Origin of the sequence: Herbiconiux solani NBRC 106740, from assembly GCF_001571005.1 — a bacterium.
Classification (GTDB): Bacteria; Actinomycetota; Actinomycetes; order Actinomycetales; family Microbacteriaceae; genus Herbiconiux; species Herbiconiux solani.
In genome coordinates this window covers 1-16,976 of the sequence record NZ_BCST01000001.1, presented here as the reverse complement: position 1 = coordinate 16,976, position 16,976 = coordinate 1, and the positions used below count along the sequence as shown (strand labels likewise).

Sequence of the window (16,976 nt, the reverse complement as noted above, 5' to 3'; positions counted from 1 at the left end):
GGGTGACGGGCGCGGCTCGGCCGGCCGGTCGCGTCGTCGTCTTCGGCGATGTGATCGAGGACATCATCGTCACCCCGGCATCCGCCATCCGCCCGGACACCGACACCACAGCGCGGATCGAGCGCCGCGCCGGCGGGTCGGCCGCCAACGCCGCCGCCTGGTTCGGCGAGCTCGGCTTCACCACCGACTTCTTCGGCCGGGTCGGTCACGGCACGGCGCCACTGCACGGTGCGGCGCTCCGCCGTTCCGGCGTCACCGCGCACCTGCGGGAGGACCCCGAGCTGCCGACCGGCACGATCGTGGTCATCCTCGAGGCCGACCGCACCCGCACCATGCTCACCGAGCGCGGCGCCAATGCGCTGGTCGGCGCCGACGACGTCGACCGGGCCCTGTTCGGCCCGGGCACCCACCTGCACTTCACCGGCTACTCCCTGTTCAGCGACACCCGCGACTCCCGGCTCGCCGAGTTCGCCCGGCTGATCGCGGCCGCCCGCGCCGCGGGGTCGAGTGTGTCGGTCAACCCGGGCTCGGCCGGCTTCATCGCCGATCACGGCCCGGCCAGCGTGCTCGCCGGCACGGCCGGGGCGACCGTCTTCTTGCCCAACCTCGACGAGGGCCGGGCGCTCACCGGGCTCGACGACGAGAACGCGGTGCTGGATGCCCTGCTCGCGCACTACGAGATCGTCGCGCTCACCCGGGGTCGCCGCGGGGTGCTGGCTGCATCCCGCGACCATGGGCCGGTGGAGGTGCCGGCGCCGCCGGTCGACCCGATCGACACCACAGGTGCCGGGGATGCGTTCAGCGCCGGGTTCCTGGGTTCGCTGCTCGCGAGCGGCCCGGTCACGAGCGAGCAGGTCGACTCCGGCCGGTTGACCGAGGCCGGGGTGCAGGGCGTCCGCTGCGCGGCCGTCGCAGTCACGATCTCGGGGGCGCGACCCCCGGAGGGTGCCGGGGCGCAGCTGGAGCGGGAGAGCCTCCGATGACCGGCGACCGCGTCACAACGGGTGACGACGGCGAGGCCGTCGAGCGCTTCCGCACGCTCCTGCGCATCCCGACCATGTCGAACCTCGATCCGTCCCTGGTGGACGAGGCGGCCTTCGCCGCCTACCGTGACGCGCTCGAACGGCTGTATCCGGCGCTGCACGGCGAGCTCGTGCGGGAGGTGGTCGGGGGCGGGTCGCTGCTCTACCGGTGGGCCGGCGACAGGAGCGATGCCGATTCGCCGCCGGCGACGGTGCTGATGGCGCATTACGACGTGGTGGCCGCGACCGACGAGGGCTGGGAGCATCCGCCGTTCGGGGCCGTCGTCACCGGCACAGTCACCGGCAGCGGGGCCCAGACCAGCACCGGGCAGCTCCTATGGGGCCGGGGAACCCTCGACAACAAGGGCTCGGGCGTCGCGATCCTCGAGGCCGTCGAACGCTCCGTGCGCGCCGGGCTGCGCCCCGCCTCCGACGTCTACCTCTTCTTCGGCCACGACGAGGAGACCGAGGGCACGGGCGCCCTCGCCGCCGCCGAACTGCTCGCCGCCCGCGGTGTCCGGATCGGGCTGGTGCTGGATGAGGGCGGCGCGGTGGTCGAGAAGGTCTTCCCGACGGTCGAGCGGCCGATCGCCGTGGTGGGCGTCGCCGAGAAGGGCACGTCGAGCTTCACCCTCACGGTGCAGCAGAACGGCGGCCACGCCTCGACTCCCCCGCGCGACCCGGCCACGAACCGGCTGGCGCGCGCGATGGTGCGTCTGGCGAAGCATCCGTTCCCCTCGGGGCTGAACGCGGTGACGGCGCGGATGATCGCGACCGTGGGTGCGGAGGGTCGCGATCCGCTGCGCTTCGTCTTCACGAGGGTCGGCGTCTTCCGTCCGCTCATCGTGGCGGCCTTCGAGCGGCTCGGCGTCGACACCGCGGCCATGGTGCGGACGACGATGGCCGTCACCCAGCTCTCGGGCAGCCTCGCGGCCAACGCCCTCGCCGAGCGCGCCCAGGCGGTCGTGAATGTGCGGATCGCGATCGGCTCGACCGTCGACGCGACCCGGCGGCACCTCGAGCGGGCGATCGCCGACCCGCTCGTGGCGGTCGAGATCCTGAGCGCCGACGAGCCCTCGCCGGTCTCGGAGATGGACGGACCGGTCTGGGAGCTGCTCGCCGCAGCGGTCTCGGAGACCTACCCTGAGGCGATCGTCACGCCGTACGTGCAGACCGGAGCCACCGATTCGCGCCGGTTCGCCGGGGCGAGCCGCACGGTCTACCGGTTCAGCCCGTTCGAGATGTCGACGGAGGAGCGCGGGACGCTGCACGCGAAGAACGAGCGGATCCGGGTGGCGACCTGGCTCACCGGCATCCGGTTCTACGAGGGACTGCTGCGGCGGCTCTGAGCCCGCCGACGTCGACACCGAGTCCGCTCAGCCGGCCCTGGCTGCACTGCGGCAGGGCCGCACTGCGGCCGGCCGCCGCCGCTAGTCGACGCTGCCGAGCTCGGGCAGCCGGATCGGGCGCGACGACGGCGGCAGGTCGTGCACCCGCTCGAGCGCGGGGACGAGCTCGGAGAGCCAGGCCTCGTAGCCGGCCTCGTTCAGGTGCAGCCGGTCTTCGGTGTACTCGGGGCGCAGCTCGCCGTCTTCCCGGGCCATCACGGGCCAGAGGTCGAGGTAGTGCGCGCGCACGGTGGCGGCGAACTGCCAGACGTGCCGGTTGATCTCCTTGACGAACTCGGCGTACTCGGCGCCGCGCGGCAGCACCGACTGCACCAGGATGCGCGCATCCGGCATCGCGGAGCGCAGGTTCACCAGCACGGTCTCGATGCCGCGGACCACGTGCTCGACGGCGCGGCGGTTGGCGACGTCGTTCGTGCCGATGAGCAGCACGATCGTGTCGGGGTCGAGGGCCGCGACCTCGTCGATACGCTCGATCAGGCCGTCGGTGGTGTCACCGCCGACGCCGAGGTTGAAGGCCTCGAGTTCGGGGAACCACTCCTGCCATCGTCCGCCCTCCGTGAGACTGTCGCCCACGAACACTGTCTTCGGCTTGCCGGTCATGAATGCCTCCTCTGACGCTCGGTGCTCCCCAGTCTCCCCGTGTTCGGCCGGGAGCGCCAATCAGGCTTCCGCACCGGCGGCCAGCGCGGTCGCCGTGATCCGGTTCGCCATGCCGTTGAAGATGGCCCCGTGGAAGGGCAGGATGGCGAACCAGTACAGCCGCCCGCCGAGCCCGCGCGGGAAGAAGACGGCCCGCTGGTCGTAGACCGATCCGCCGTCGCCGGTGGCGCCGACGCGCATCTCGAGCCAGGCCCGGCCGGGCACCTTCATCTCGGCGCGGAGCCGCAGGAAGGAGCCGCGGTCGATCGCCTCGACCCGCCAGAAGTCGAGCGCGTCGCCCGTGTTGAGGCGGGTGGCGCTGCGTCGCCCACGGCGGAGGCCGACGCCGCCGACCACCTTGTCCATCAACCCGCGCGCGGCCCAGGCGAGCGGGAAGGAGTACCAGCCGTTCTGGCCGCCGATGCCCTCCACGACTCGCCAGACGGCGGCGGGCGGCGCCTTGGTGGTGCGCTGCTTGATGTCGGTGAAGACGGTGTGCCCGGCCCAGTCGGGGTCGCTCGGCAGCGGGTCGCTCGCGGCGCCCTCGACGAACGCGTCCTGCCAGCTGGTCTCGATCTCGCCCGCCTTCTCCTTCTCGAGCGCCAGCCGCACGGCCCGGCGGTAGGGGGTAAGACCGCCCTCGGGGTCGGGGATGTAGCTGCGAATGTCGTGCTCATGGGTCACGCAGTCGAACTGCAGCGACGCGATGATCGGGATGGCGAGGCTGCGTGGGATGGGTGTCACCAGGTTGACCCACTGCGAGGCGAGCCACGGGGTGAGCACGGGCAGCGCGGCGATCGGGCGCTGCTTGAGGCCCGCCTCGAGGGCGTAGCCGTTCATCATCTGGCCGTAGCGCAGGCGGTCGGGGCCGCCGATGTCGAAGGTCCGGTTGACGTCTTCGGGCAGGTCGGCGCTCTTCAGGAGGTAGTACAGCACGTCGCGCACCGCGATCGGCTGGATGAAGTTGCGCACCCACTTGGGCGCCGGCATGTAGGGCAGCACGTCAGTGAGGTGCCGGATCATCTCGAACGAGGTCGAGCCGGAGCCGATGACCACGCCCGCCTGGAGGGCAGCGGTCGGCACGCCCGATTCGAGCAGGATGCGCCCGACCTCGACGCGCGAGCGCAGGTGGGGCGAGAGGTCGCCGGTGAGGGGGTGCAGGCCGCCGAGGTAGACGATCCGCTTCACACCGGCTGCGGCCGCAGCCGATGCGACGTTCTCAGCGGACTCCTTCTCGACCTGCTCGAAGTCCTTCTTCTTGCCGCCCATGGAGTGCACGAGGTAGTAGAAGACGTCCACGTCGGCGGATGCGGTGGCGAGACTGGCGGGATCACCGAGGTCGCCCGTGACGATTTCGACGTCACCGGCCCAGGGCACGTCCCGGAGCTTGTCGGGGTTGCGCACGAGCACCCGCACGGTGAACCCGGCCGCGAGCAGCCGTGGCACCAGCCGCCCGCCGATGTACCCGGTCGCGCCCGTCACCAGTGCCCTGCGTTCTTCGCTCATCCCTTCACGCTAGCCCCGCCCCCCGACAACCGCCCCGCTCCCGGCCCGACTCCCAGCCGCGCAGAGCACCCCCGCAGCAGACGGATCTCTCCGGCCCCGTCCCGCGCCGGAAATGCGCAAGAGGCCTTACGAAACCCAGCCCACGGTGAGCGCGTGGCCGTGCGGCACGACCGAAGGCCGCGCCGCGCGACCGCACGCGAACATGTCGCCCGCGCCGCAGAGGCGGCGGCGCGGAATCAAATAAGACTCTTGGTGTGCCAGACCGTCTTCGTCTCCGTGAACGCCGTGATCCGCCCCAGCGCCGGCGCCGCAGCATCGGGCCCGTCCTCCGGCGGCAGGACACGCTTCAGCGTCTCGGCCGCGGCGATCTCGAGGTCGATCCACTCGAGCGCCCCCGCACCGACGAGGTCGAGCGCGTTGACGTCGGCGTGGCTGGCCAGCCAGGGGGCGATCTCGGCCGGCGACCCGGTGAGTACGTTCACGACGCCCTTGGGCAGGTCGCTGGTGGCGAGCACCTCGGCGAGCGTGATCGCCGAGAGCGGGAAGGCCTCGCTCGCGATCACGACGACGGTGTTGCCGGAGACCAGGGCGGGGGCGAGCGCGCTGACGAGCCCGACGAGGGCCGAGTCCTGGGGCGCGACGATCGCGACGACACCGGTGGGCTCCGGCACGCTGAGGTTGAAGTACGGGCCCGAGACCGGGTTGGCGTTGCCGGCGACCTGCGCGTACTTGTCCGCCCAGCCGGCGTACCAGACCCAGCGGTCGATCGCCTCGTCGACCTGATCGCGCGCGGCGGAGGCCGAGACCCCCTGCAGTCGCACGATCTCGTCTTCGAACTGGGCGCGGCGGCCCTCGAGCACCTCGGCGACGCGGTAGAGCACCTGGCCGCGGTTGTAGGCGGTGGCGCCCGACCAGCCGGAGACGGCCGCGCGGGCGGCGACGACCGCATCCCGCGCATCCTTCCGCGAGGCCTGGGCGGCGTTCGCCAGGAACTCGCCCTTCGGCGTCGTGACCTCGTAGACCCGCCCGGACTCACTGCGCGGGAAGGCGCCGTTCACGAACAGCTTGTAGGTCTTCGGAACAGTGACGTGGTTGCTCACTTGAGCCCTCCCTTGAGGTACGCAGCCAGCCCCTGACGGCCGCCCTCGCGGCCGTAGCCGGACTCCTTGTAGCCACCGAAGGGGCTCGCGGGGTCGAAGCGGTTGAAGGTGTTGGCCCAGATGACTCCGGCGCGCAGCTTGTCGGCGACCGCGAGGATGCGGCTGCCCTTGTCGCTCCAGATGCCGGCCGACAGGCCGTAGGGCGTGTTGTTGGCCTTGGCGATCGCCTCGGCCGGGGTACGGAAGCTCAGCACCGAGAGCACCGGCCCGAAGATCTCCTCGCGGGCGATCCGGTGGCTCGTCGACACGTTGGTGAAGATCGTCGGCGCGAACCAGAAACCGTTCTCCGGCAGGTCGCAGGCCGGGCTCCACCGCTCGGCGCCCTCGGCCTCGCCGATCTCGGACAGCTCGCGGATGCGGGCCAGTTGCTCGGCGCTGTTGATCGCGCCGACATCGGTGTTCTTGTCGAGCGGATCGCCGACCCGCAGCGTCTCCAGCCGCGACTTCAGCCGGTCGACCACGTCGTCGTGGATGCTCTCCTGCACCAGCAGGCGGGATCCCGCGCAGCAGACGTGGCCCTGGTTGAAGAAGATGCCGTTGACGATGCCCTCGATCGCCTGGTCGATCGGTGCGTCGTCGAACACGATGTTCGCCGCCTTGCCGCCGAGCTCGAGCGTGAGCTTCTTGCCGGTGCCCGCGGTCGAGCGGGCGATCTCGCGGCCCACGGCCGTCGAGCCGGTGAACGCGACCTTGTTCACGTCGGGGTGGTTGACGAGCAGCCGCCCGGTCTCCCCCGCGCCCGTCACGATGTTGACGACACCGGCGGGCAGGTCGGCCTGCTGCACGATCTCGGCGAACAGCAGCGCGGTGAGCGAGGTGGTCTCGGCCGGCTTCAGCACGACCGTGTTGCCGGCCGCCAGCGCGGGCGCGATCTTCCACGCCAGCATCAGCAGCGGGAAGTTCCACGGGATGACCTGTGCCGCGACCCCGAGCGACCGGGGGTTCGCGCCCAGGCCCGCGTGATCGAGCTTGTCGGCCCAGCCTGCGTAGTAGAAGAACCAGGCCGCCACGAGCGGCACGTCGACGTCGCGGCTCTCCTTGATCGGCTTGCCGTTGTCGAGCGACTCCGCGACCGCGAGCTCGCGGGCGCGCTCCTGCACGAGCCGGGCGATGCGGAACAGGTACTTCCCGCGGTCCCGGCCCGACATCCGCGACCAGGTCTTGTCGTAGGCACGGCGCGCGGCGGCGACTGCCCGGTCGACGTCGGCGGCGTCACCGTTCGCGATGCGCGCGATCGGCTTCTCGGTCGCGGGCGAGATCGTGACGAAGGACTCGCCCGAGCCGGGCACGAACTCGTTGCCGATGAACAGCCCGTACTCGGGCTTGAGGTCGAGGATCGCCGTCGACTCGGGGGCGGGGGCGTATTCGAGGAATGACATCAGGTGGTCCTAGTCGATCGTGACGTAGTCGGCGCCGGAGTAGTGGCCGGTGCGGAGCTTCTGGCGCTGGAGGAGCACGTCGTTGAGCAGGCTCGACGCGCCGAAGCGGAACAGGTGCGGCTGGAGCCACTCCTCGCCCACCGTCTCGGCGACGGTGACGAGGTACTTGATCGCGTCCTTCGACGAGCGGATGCCGCCGGCCGGCTTCACCCCGATCTTCTCGCCGGTCAACCGGTTCCAGTCGCGCACGACCTCGAGCATGAGGAGCGTGACGGGCAGCGTCGCCGCCGGGGAGACCTTGCCGGTCGAGGTCTTGATGAAGTCGCCGCCGGCCAGTATCGAGAGCCAGGAAGCCCGGCGCACGTTGTCGTAGGTGTTCAGCTCCCCGGTCTCGAGGATGACCTTGAGGTGGGCGAAGCTGCCGTCGGCGCGGCGGCAGGCCTCCTTGACGGCCACGATCTCGTCGAAGACGAGGCCGTAGCGGCCGGAGAGGAAGGCGCCGCGGTCGATCACCATGTCGATCTCGTCGGCGCCCGCGGCCACCGCGTCGGCGGTGTCGGCGAGTTTCACGGCGAGGGAGGCGCGGCCCGAGGGGAACGCGGTCGCGACGGCGGCGACGTTCACGCCCTCGTCCGTACCGGCCGAGTGGGCGGTGCCGAGCGCCTCGACGGCGTACGGCACCATGTCGCCGTACACACAGACCGCGGCGACGCGCGGGGTCGACGGGTCGCCCGCATCCGGAACCAGGGCCTTCGCGACCAGGGAGCGCACCTTGCCGGGCGTGTCGGCGCCCTCGAGCGTCGTCAGGTCGATCAGCTCGATGATGCGGTCGAGGGCCCAGGCCTTCGAGGTGGTCTTGATCGAGCGCGTCCCGAGCGCGGCGGCGCGCTGCTCGAGGCCCACGGCGTCGACGCCGGGGATGCCGTCGAGGTAGCGCTTGAGGGTGGATTCGGTCAGGTCGTCGCCCAGCACCTCGAGGGCTCGCTGGGCGGGGCTGACCGCTCTGTCTATCGTCACGGGGTCTCCGAACTGTTCGTGCGCATCTGTCGATTCTGCCACTCGTCCTCGAGCATGCGGGGGCGGGAGACGACTGCACCGGTGATCAGCAGGGAGACGGCGGTGACGATCAGGAAGATGATCGGCACGGTCCAGCCTCCCGTCGCGTCGTGCAGGATGCCGACCACCAGCGGGCCGAGGGCGCCCAGTGCGTAGCCGAAGCTCTGCGTGAAGGAGCTGAGCGCGACCGAGCCGTCATGGGTGCGGGTGCGGAGGTTGATCAGCACCAGGGTGAGCGGGAAGATCAGCGGCCCGAAGCCGATCATCAGCGCCCAGAGCCAGGTCGCCGCGGTCGGGACGGCGAGGAGGCCGATGTACCCGATCAGGTAGGCGGCGACGCCGGCGATGATCAGCGGGAAGACGTTCTTCATCCGCGCCGCGAGCAGCGGGACGATCAGGGAGGCCGGGAGTCCGGCCACCGAGAACAGCGAGAGCAGGGCGCCCGCGTCGGCCTGGGAGGTGCCGGCGACGTCGGTCACGATCTCGGGCAGCCAGGCGAACATCGCATAGGCGTTCATCGTCGTGAGCGCGAAGGTGAGCATCAGCGACCAGGCGATGGGCGAGCGGAGTACCTTGCCGAAGCTCGCCGACCGCGGCTCCTCGTCGGGCCGGGCGCCGGGCGCCGGCGCGTCGCGCGCATCCTTCTGCTTCGCCGACCGGGAGCCGACGGCGAGCGAGAGCATGGGCACGAGGGCGATCACCGCGAACGCCGACCAGAGGCCGACCGAGGTGCGCCAGCCCGCGGCCTCGGCCACCGGCACCGCGATCAGCGGCGGCAGGGTCGCGCCGATCGCCATCACGGTCGCGTAGAGCGAGGTGACCAGCCCGATGCGATCCGGGAAGTACTTCTTCACCAGCGGGGGCAGCAGCACGTTGGCCACGCCCATGCCGGCGAAGGCGAGCGTGCTGCCGAGCACGAGCACGAGGTAGTCGCCGGAGGCGGCACGGACGAGGTGCCCGGCGAGCACGGCCAGGAGTGCTCCGACGACCACGGGCTCGAGTCCGAAGCGCCGGTGCAGCAGCGGTGCGAACAGTCCCGCCACCGCGAAACAGATCGGCGGCAGGGTGCCGAGGAAGCCGATGCCGATGCTGCCGAGCGCGATGTCCGACGACATCTGGTCGAAGATCGGCGAGAGCGCCGCGACCGCGGTGCGCAGGTTCAGCGCCGTGAACACGATCGCCAGCAGGGCGAGCGTGCGCCCGGCCCACAGCGGGGCCTTCGTCAGCCGGTGCGGCTCGGTCATGTGGTGCTCCCCCGGTCGGCTTCGGTCACTGCTCGTCGTTCACTGCTCGTCGATCGCCGCTCGGCTGTCACTGCTCGGCTGTCACTGCTTGCTGTCACTGCTCGGCGCCGAGCAGCGTCCGTACGCGCTCGACGTCGTCGTCCATCTGGGCGATCAGCGGTTCGATGCCGGTGAACCGCACCATGCCCCGGATGCGCGCCACGAACGCGATCTCGACGACGTGGTCGTAGAGGTCGAGCTCGCGGTCGAGCACGTAGGCCTCGACCTGCTTGGGCGGCACGCCCTCGAAGGTGGGATTGCTGCCGACCGAGATCGCGGCGGGATAGCGCACGCCGTCGTCGGTGAGCCAGCCCGCGTACACGCCGTCGGCCGGGATGAGACCCTCCGACTCGGCCGAGAGGTTGGCGGTCGGGTAGCCGAGCTCGCGACCGCGGGCCGCCCCGTGCACGACGATCCCGCGCACGCTCGGCACCCGGCCGAGGAGTGCCGCGGCGCGGGTGACGTCGCCCTCGGCGAGGAGCTCGCGGATCCAGGTCGAGGAGACCTTGCGGCCCTCGCTGTGCTCTGCTGAGGCGACCTCGCCGGGCGTGAGCTCGGCAGGCGAGCTTTCAGGCGTGACCTCGGCGATCTCGTCGACGTCGAAGCCGAACTCCGGAGCCAGCTCGCGGAGGGTCTGGATCGTGCCGCTGCCCTTCGCCCCGAAACGGAAGTCCTCCCCCACCATCACCACGCGCGCCCGGCACATCGTGCCGAGCACCCGCTCGACGAAATCGCGGGGAGGCATGGCGGCGAGGGTGCCGTCGAACGGCAGCAGGATCGTGACATCCACCCCGGTCGCGGCCAGGAGCTCGAGCCGCTGCTCGTTGCTGACCAGCTCGTCCGGCCGTGCCGCAGGGTTTAGCTGGGCGAGCGGATGGCGGTCGAAGGTGATCACGACCGAGGTCAGACCCTGTTCGCGCGCGACCCGGTTGAGTTCGTCGATCACCGCGAGGTGACCGGTGTGCACGCCGTCGAACTTGCCGATGGTGACGGCGGAGGGACCGAGGTCGGCGGGGATCGCATCCAGCCCGAAGTAGGTCTTCACCGGTTACGCCGCAGCCACAGCATGCCGAGCACGGGCAGCACGAGCGGGATGAAGAGGTAGCCCATCCCGTACCACGACCAGACCGAGGCCTTCGCGAACAGGTCGGGCAGGAAGATGCTGAGCGTGCCGACGGTGAGCACACCGACCAGCTCGAACGAGATGGTGGCCCATGCCACGCGGTACCAGAACCGGCCCGGCGCGATCAGCGCGACGGTCGCCACGATGTACACCACGGCGGCCAGCGCCGACAGCGTGTAGGCCACGGGCGCCTGGTCGAACTTGGCGATGATCTCGTAGACCGAACGGCCGGTGGCCGCGAGGGCGAGGATGCCGTACACGATGATCAGCACCGCCCCGATCCCCCGGGTGCGGGTTCGTCGAGCGGGAGGAGCGAGGGTGTCGTGAGCCATGGCAGTACGAGTTTATGGCACCGCTGCCGGAGGGGTGGCTCAGGCTCCCTGTACGAACCAGATCACGTTCATCCGGTACACCATCACGGCGACCGCCAGGCAGACCGCACCGAGCACGACCGTGCTCCAGCGGCTGCGCTCGATCAGGGCCCAGAAACCGCCGGCGATCGGCAGGAGCACCGCCGAGATCAGGTAGATGTAGAACTCCAGCAGGCTGCCGCTCGGCTGGTTGCCGACGGCCGGGGAGACGATGGCGATCACCAGCTGGGCGATCAGCAGCAGCTCGACCAGCGCGGTGGCGCCCATGGTGAGGTCGGTGGGACGGCGGCCGGCGAGACCGAGCACGATGCAGAGCAGGCCCGCCGCGACTGCGACGGCGACCTGCACGATGGTGAACCACTCGATCATGCGGGGGCTCCTGGCTGGTACTCGTCGGGCGGGAAGTTGACGATGCTCTTCGCGCTGCCGGCCCTGACCTCGAGGAGGCCGAGCAGGCGGCCGTCGGCGGTGATCGCGGCGATCGGCCCGCCGTCCGGACGGTCGAGCGGGATGCGCTGGCCGTGCCCGAGCGCGAGGGCCTGCTCGCGGTCGACCTCCTGCACGGGGAAGAGTGCGCGGGCCACCTCGGCGGCCGGCAGCAGCGGGAGCGACGCGCCCCGCTCGGTCTCGGCTTGAAGGAGTTCGAGCGTCGGCGCATCCTCGACCGGGAAGGGCCCGATCCGCGTACGGCGGAGCGCGGTGAGGTGGCCGCCGACCCCGAGCGCCGCTCCGACATCGCGGGCGATCGCGCGGATGTAGGTGCCCGACGAGCACACCACGCGCACGTCGACGTCGAGCACGTCGGCGCCCGTGCCCTCGGCGCTCTCGGTGAGCGCGGGGCGGGGCGCGCCCAGCAGCTCGATCTCGGCGATCGTCACCGTGCGGCCCGCGAGCACGACCTCTTCACCGGCCCGCACCCGGGCGTAGGCGCGCTGCCCGTCGACCTTGATGGCGCTGACGGTGCTCGGCACCTGGGTGATCGTGCCGACCTGGGCGGCGAAGGCCTCGGCGACCGCCTCGGCGGTGAGGGAGGCGACCGCGCCGGCCGGAGCCGTGACGGAGGTCTCGCCCTCCGCGTCGTCGGTCGTGGTTCCGGCGCCCAGTCGCACGGTCGCCAGGTACTCCTTGTCGAGCCCGACCACGTAGGTGAGCAGGCGGGTCGAGGAGTTCAGGCCCAGGATGAGCAGCCCGGTCGCCATCGGGTCGAGGGTGCCGGCGTGGCCGACCTTCCGGGTGCCGGCCATCCGCCGGGTTCGGGCGACGACGTCGTGGCTCGTCAAGCCGTCCGGCTTGTCGACGAGCAGGATGCCACTCTCGGATGACGACGCAGAATTCACGTCTGCCACGCTAACAGTCCGCGGCCCCCGCGATCACTCAGGACCTGACACAGCGGGGCCCGGTGAGAGGCGGGCTGCCCAGCCTGCTCAGCAGCTGTCGGCGAAGACGCGCCGCGGATGCTCGGGGTCGGCCACCGAGACGATGGCACTCGCCCCGAACCGCGGTCCGGCTTCGGCCTGGTACAGCTCGTCGGCGCCGACGACCTCGGGTGCCAGCCCGAACTGCGAGCCCTCGAGGTAGATCGTGAAGTTGATCTGCCCGCGCAGCCCCGGCCGCTGCAGGAACGGCCCGTCGAGCACCAGCACGGCGTCGGCCGGCGCGGTCAGCCAGCGGGACTCGGCGACCCGGTCGCGGGCGGCGTCGAACGAGGCCAGCTGGAACCCGGTGCTCCCGCCCAGCCGGAACGGCTCGATCAGCACGCGCTTCAGCGTCGAGAGGTCGTAGCGGTCGAAGTAGTAGCCCTCGGCGACGCCGTCTCCGCGCAGTTCCCGTGCCTCTCGGGGCCGCTGGAAGTCGTCCATCCGGGCCCGCACGGTGTGCACGCCGCTGCGCACGAAGGCGGCGGCGAGTCGCTCGGCGAAGGGCCCGGTGTCCTCGACCCCGTCGACCGCGACGATCACGCGGCCGAGGCGGTAGTTGTGCCGGATCTCGCCCACCAGGGCGTCGGCGAAGTCGCTGGCGGGGGTCGCGGGCTGAACCATGTCGAAAGTCTAAGTCGCCTACAGTGGTGGGATGCCCGGGAACGCCGATCTCGCCGGTCCCGTGGTCGACTGGTTCGCCCGCCACGCTCGGGATCTGCCCTGGCGGCGACCCGGTTTCCCGGCCTGGGGCACCCTGGTCAGCGAGTTCATGCTGCAGCAGACGCCCGTGGTGCGCGTGATCCCGCGCCTTGACGAATGGCTGACCCGGTGGCCGACGCCGGACGCTCTGGCCGCCGAACCCGCGGGTGAGGCGGTACGCGCCTGGCAGTCCCTGGGCTACCCGCGACGCGCGCTCAACCTCCACGCCTGTGCGGTCGCGATCACCGAGCGGCACGACGGAGCGGTGCCGAACGACGTCGACGCCCTGCTCGCTCTGCCCGGGGTCGGCGACTACACGGCGCGTGCGGTCGCGGTCTTCGCGTTCGGCGCGCGCCATCCGGTGGTCGACACGAACATCCGCCGGGTCATCGCCCGCGCGGTCGACGGCCTGCCCGAGGCGCCCGCCCCCAACGCCAAGCGGGACCTGCCTGCGATGGACGCCCTCCTCCCGGAGGACGACGACGACGCGGCCCGGTTCAACGCCGGGATGATGGAGCTCGGGGCGATCGTCTGCACCGCGCGCTCCCCCAAGTGCGACCTCTGCCCCCTGGCCGACCGCTGCGCCTGGCGTGCAGCGGGCTATCCCGCCACCGACGTGCCGCGCCGGGCGCCGCAGAAGAAGTACGAGGGCTCCGACCGCCAGGCCCGCGGTGCCATCCTCAAGGCTCTCCGTGCGACCCCGCACCCCCTGGCGGCCGCCCAGCTCGCCGCCGCCGTGTCCGACCCCGCCCAATACAGCCGCGCGATCGCGGGCCTCCTCGCAGACGGCCTCATCGTCACCCCCGCCGACGACACCTTCGCCCTCCCCTGATCCCAGTGGGGACGGGGAGGGCGGTGAGTGAGACTAGTCCTCGTCGGGCTCGTCGGCGTCGGCGTCGTCCGCGATGACCCGCGGCTTGACGTACGGGTCTTCGTCGCCGGCGTAGCGCGCCGACTTCGCGAGCCCCTCGACCTGCGCGTCGCGGGCCTTCGCCTCGGCGAGCAGGTCCTCGAGCACCTTCGCGTTCTCGGGCAGCGCGTCGGCGATGAACTCCAGCGACGGCGTCAGCCGCGCCGTGATGTTCTTGCCGACCTCGCTCCGCAGCATCCCGGTCGCCGACTTGAGGGCCGCGGCCGAATCGGCACGCTCCTTCTCGTCGCCGTACACCGTGTAGAAGATCGATGCGTGCTGGAGGTCGCCCGTGACGCGGACGTCGGTGATGGTCACGAAGCCGAGCCGGGGGTCTTTGATCCCCTTCTCGAGCCGCTTTGCCACGATCACCTTGATGCGGTCCGCCATCTTGGCGGCCCGTGCCGGATCAGCCATGATCATCCTCTCTCTTTGTTTCTATGAGAGAAGGAGTGGTGAGACCTTCGCCTCACCACTCCTTCATCAGGTCATGCCACCGCTAGCTATTGCTAGACGCGGGGCTTCTCCTTCATCTCGATCGTCTCGATCTCGTCGCCGATCTGGATGTCGTTGAACTTGCCGAGACCGATACCGGCCTCGAAGTCCGTCCGCACCTCGGTGACGTCGTCCTTGAAGCGGCGCAGCGACTCGATGGCGAGGTTGTCCCCCACCACGACACCCTCGCGGATGACCCGAGCCTTGGCGTTTCGCGTGATCGTTCCCGACCGCACGATGACACCGGCGATGTTGCCGAACTTCGAGGAGCGGAAGATCTCGCGGATCTCGGCCACACCCGACTGCACCTCTTCGAACTCGGGCTTGAGCATGCCCTTGAGCGAGGACTCGATGTCGTCGAGAGCGTTGTAGATGACCGAGTAGAAGCGGATGTCCACGCCTTCTCGGGCCGCACGCTCGCGCGCCTTCGTGTCGGGTCGCACGTTGAACCCGATGATGATCGCGTTGTCGACGGTCGCCAGGTTGACGTCCGACTCCGTGACGGCACCCACACCGCGGTGGATGATCCGCAGCTGCACGCTGTCGTCGACCTCGATCTTGAGCAGCGACTCCTCGAGTGCCTCGACGGCACCGGAGACGTCACCCTTGATGATGAGGTTGAGCGCTTCGACCTTGCCCTCTTCGAGTGCACGGGTGAAGTCCTCGAGCGAGATGCGCTTGCGGGCCTTGGCCAGCGAGGCGTTGCGCTCGGCGGCTTCACGCTTCTCAGCGATCTGACGCGCGGTGCGGTCCTCCTCGGTGACGAGGAAGGTGTCGCCGGCGCGGGGCACGGTCGACAGACCCTGCACCTGGACCGGACGCGACGGGGTCGCCTCGGTGACGGTGTCGCCGTTCTCGTCGACCATCGCACGGACTCGCCCGTAAGCGGTTCCGGCCACGATCGCGTCTCCGACGCGCAGCGTTCCCGACTGGATGAGCACGGTCGCGACGGCGCCGCGGCCCTTGTCGAGCTTGGCCTCGATGGCCACACCGCGAGCATCCTTGTTGGGGTTCGCCCGCAGGTCGAGCCCGGCGTCGGCGGTGAGCAGCACCGCGTCCAGGAGGTCCTGGATGCCGATGTCGTTGCGCGCCGACACGTCGACGAACATGACGTCTCCGCCGTACTCCTCGGCGACCAGGTTGTACTCGGTGAGCTGCTGGCGCACCTTGGCCGGGTTGGCGTCGGGCTTGTCGATCTTGTTGACCGCGACCACGATCGGCACGTTGGCCGCCTGGGCGTGGTTCAGGGCCTCGATCGTCTGCGGCATGATGCCGTCGTCCGCCGCGACCACGAGGATCGCGATGTCGGTCACCTGGGCACCACGGGCTCGCATGGCGGTGAACGCCTCGTGACCCGGGGTGTCGATGAAGGTGATCGGGCGCTCGATGCCCTCGTGCTCGGTGACGACCTGGTAGGCACCGATGTGCTGGGTGATTCCACCCGCCTCACCGGCGACGACGTTCGCGTTCCGGATCGCGTCGAGCAGACGCGTCTTTCCGTGGTCGACGTGACCCATGACGGTGACGACCGGGGGACGGATCTCCAGGTCTTCGTCGGTCTCGTCTTCCAGCTCCTGGTCGAGGTCGATGTCGAAGCCCTCGAGCAGCTCGCGGTCCTCCTCCTCGGGGGAGACGACCATGATCTTGTAGCCGAGCTCTTCACCGAGTACCTGGAAGGTGGCCTCGTCGAGCGACTCGGTCGCCGTGGCCATCTCACCGAGGTGGAACAGCACGGTCACCAGGTTGCCGGGGCTCGCGTCGATCTTGTCGGCGAAGTCCGTGATCGAGGCACCGCGACGCAGGCGGATGACGGTGTTGCCGTCGCCACGCGGGACGCTGACGCCGCCGAGCGACGGGGCTTCGCGCAGCTCGAACTCGGCCCTCTTCGTCCGCTTCGACTTGCGGGCCTTGCTCTTCCCGCCACCACGACCGAACGCACCGGCGGTTCCACCACCGGGGCCGCGTCCTCGGCCGCCCGCACCCGGACGGGGTGCGAAGCCGCCGCCGGGAGCGCCACCCGGACGGAACCCGGGCGAACCCGGAGCCGGACGAGCGCCGCCACCCTGGGCGGCGCCGGGACGGAAGCCCGCACCGGTGCCGGGGCGCTGGAAGGTGCCCGGACGCGGAGCGCCGGGACGGGGAGCACCCGGACGCGGGGCGCCGGGACGGGGAGCACCGGGACGCGGGATCGCGCCGCCGGCGCCGCCGCCCGAGCCGCCGCGCTGCATGCCCTGCTGGCTCGCGAACGGGTTGTTGCCGGGACGCGGGGCGCCGGGGCGCTGCATTCCCTGCTGGCTGGCGAAGGGGTTGTTGCCGGGACGCGGGATGCCGGGACGGGGTCCGCCGGGGCGAGGGCCTGCGTTGTCGGAGGCCGGCTTGTCCGAACCCGCAGCCGCGGGGGCGGCGGGAGCGGCCGGGCTCGCCGAACCGGCTGCCGGGGTCGACGCGGCGGCCGGAGCCGACGGGGTCGAGGCGGCCGGACGGGACTCGGCGGGGGCCGCCGGAG

At 71.0% G+C, this 16,976-nt stretch carries 16 protein-coding genes; 3 read left to right on the top strand and 13 right to left on the bottom strand.

Annotated features, from left to right (window positions below; genetic code table 11):
- Nucleotides 1-2 precede the first annotated feature (2 nt).
- A complete protein-coding gene (locus HSO01S_RS00080; protein WP_066038559.1) occupies nt 3-983 on the top strand; it encodes a carbohydrate kinase family protein in 981 nt (326 codons plus the stop codon).
- Nucleotides 980-2,371, top strand: a complete 1,392-nt coding sequence (locus tag HSO01S_RS00075; protein WP_066038558.1) for a M20/M25/M40 family metallo-hydrolase — start codon at nt 980-982, stop codon at nt 2,369-2,371. Before HSO01S_RS00080 ends, HSO01S_RS00075 begins: the two co-directional genes overlap by 4 nt.
- Nucleotides 2,372-2,452: 81 nt before the next feature.
- On the opposite strand, the gene HSO01S_RS00070 is transcribed toward HSO01S_RS00075, so the two are convergent.
- From HSO01S_RS00070 to HSO01S_RS00020, 11 genes are all read right to left on the bottom strand, one after another.
- On the bottom strand, nt 2,453-3,031 hold the full coding sequence (locus tag HSO01S_RS00070) for a GDSL-type esterase/lipase family protein (protein WP_066038557.1): 579 nt from the start codon (nt 3,029-3,031) through the stop codon (nt 2,453-2,455).
- 60 nt (nt 3,032-3,091) lie between these two features.
- Nucleotides 3,092-4,576, bottom strand: coding sequence for an SDR family oxidoreductase (locus tag HSO01S_RS00065; protein ID WP_066038556.1), 1,485 nt, complete (start codon nt 4,574-4,576; stop codon nt 3,092-3,094).
- Nucleotides 4,577-4,812: 236 nt separating this feature from the next.
- On the bottom strand, nt 4,813-5,676 hold the full coding sequence (locus HSO01S_RS00060) for an aldehyde dehydrogenase family protein (RefSeq protein WP_066038555.1): 864 nt from the start codon (nt 5,674-5,676) through the stop codon (nt 4,813-4,815).
- Nucleotides 5,673-7,115, bottom strand: coding sequence for an aldehyde dehydrogenase family protein (locus HSO01S_RS00055; RefSeq protein WP_066038554.1), 1,443 nt, complete (start codon nt 7,113-7,115; stop codon nt 5,673-5,675). The genes HSO01S_RS00060 and HSO01S_RS00055 overlap by 4 nt, the downstream gene beginning before the upstream one ends.
- A 9-nt stretch (nt 7,116-7,124) precedes the next feature.
- Nucleotides 7,125-8,132 carry a deoxyribose-phosphate aldolase gene (deoC, locus tag HSO01S_RS00050; RefSeq protein ID WP_066038553.1) on the bottom strand — a complete coding sequence of 336 codons (1,008 nt, stop codon included), beginning with the start codon at nt 8,130-8,132 and terminating at the stop codon, nt 7,125-7,127.
- Nucleotides 8,129-9,415 (bottom strand): MFS transporter, encoded by a 1,287-nt coding sequence (locus tag HSO01S_RS00045; RefSeq protein WP_066038552.1) that lies wholly within the window; start codon nt 9,413-9,415, stop codon nt 8,129-8,131. The genes deoC and HSO01S_RS00045 overlap by 4 nt, the downstream gene beginning before the upstream one ends.
- 94 nt (nt 9,416-9,509) lie before the next feature.
- Nucleotides 9,510-10,499, bottom strand: a complete 990-nt coding sequence (locus HSO01S_RS00040; RefSeq protein ID WP_066038551.1) for a bifunctional riboflavin kinase/FAD synthetase — start codon at nt 10,497-10,499, stop codon at nt 9,510-9,512.
- The gene (locus tag HSO01S_RS00035; protein ID WP_066038550.1) at nt 10,496-10,909 is read right to left on the bottom strand and encodes a hypothetical protein; all 414 of its coding nucleotides are present in this window, start codon (nt 10,907-10,909) and stop codon (nt 10,496-10,498) included. The genes HSO01S_RS00040 and HSO01S_RS00035 overlap by 4 nt, the downstream gene beginning before the upstream one ends.
- A 39-nt stretch (nt 10,910-10,948) precedes the next feature.
- Nucleotides 10,949-11,317 carry a hypothetical protein gene (locus tag HSO01S_RS00030; RefSeq protein ID WP_066038549.1) on the bottom strand — a complete coding sequence of 123 codons (369 nt, stop codon included), beginning with the start codon at nt 11,315-11,317 and terminating at the stop codon, nt 10,949-10,951.
- The gene (truB, locus tag HSO01S_RS00025) at nt 11,314-12,285 is read right to left on the bottom strand and encodes a tRNA pseudouridine(55) synthase TruB (protein WP_066039089.1); all 972 of its coding nucleotides are present in this window, start codon (nt 12,283-12,285) and stop codon (nt 11,314-11,316) included. Before truB ends, HSO01S_RS00030 begins: the two co-directional genes overlap by 4 nt.
- Before the next feature lie 87 nt (nt 12,286-12,372).
- Nucleotides 12,373-12,987, bottom strand: a complete 615-nt coding sequence (locus HSO01S_RS00020) for a nucleoside/nucleotide kinase family protein (protein WP_066038548.1) — start codon at nt 12,985-12,987, stop codon at nt 12,373-12,375.
- Between the two features lie 31 nt (nt 12,988-13,018).
- Between HSO01S_RS00020 and HSO01S_RS00015 the strand changes: the two genes are divergently transcribed.
- Entirely contained in the window at nt 13,019-13,897 is an 879-nt protein-coding gene (locus HSO01S_RS00015) for an iron-sulfur binding domain-containing protein (RefSeq protein ID WP_066038547.1), read from the top strand.
- Nucleotides 13,898-13,930: 33 nt separating this feature from the next.
- Here the strand turns inward: HSO01S_RS00015 and rbfA are convergent, their stop codons facing one another.
- Together rbfA and infB are read right to left on the bottom strand one after the other, a co-directional pair.
- Nucleotides 13,931-14,392, bottom strand: coding sequence for a 30S ribosome-binding factor RbfA (rbfA, locus tag HSO01S_RS00010; protein WP_066039088.1), 462 nt, complete (start codon nt 14,390-14,392; stop codon nt 13,931-13,933).
- 92 nt (nt 14,393-14,484) lie between these two features.
- Nucleotides 14,485-16,976: translation initiation factor IF-2 (infB, locus tag HSO01S_RS00005; RefSeq protein WP_066038546.1), on the bottom strand; the 2,492-nt coding region annotated here is incomplete at its 5' end.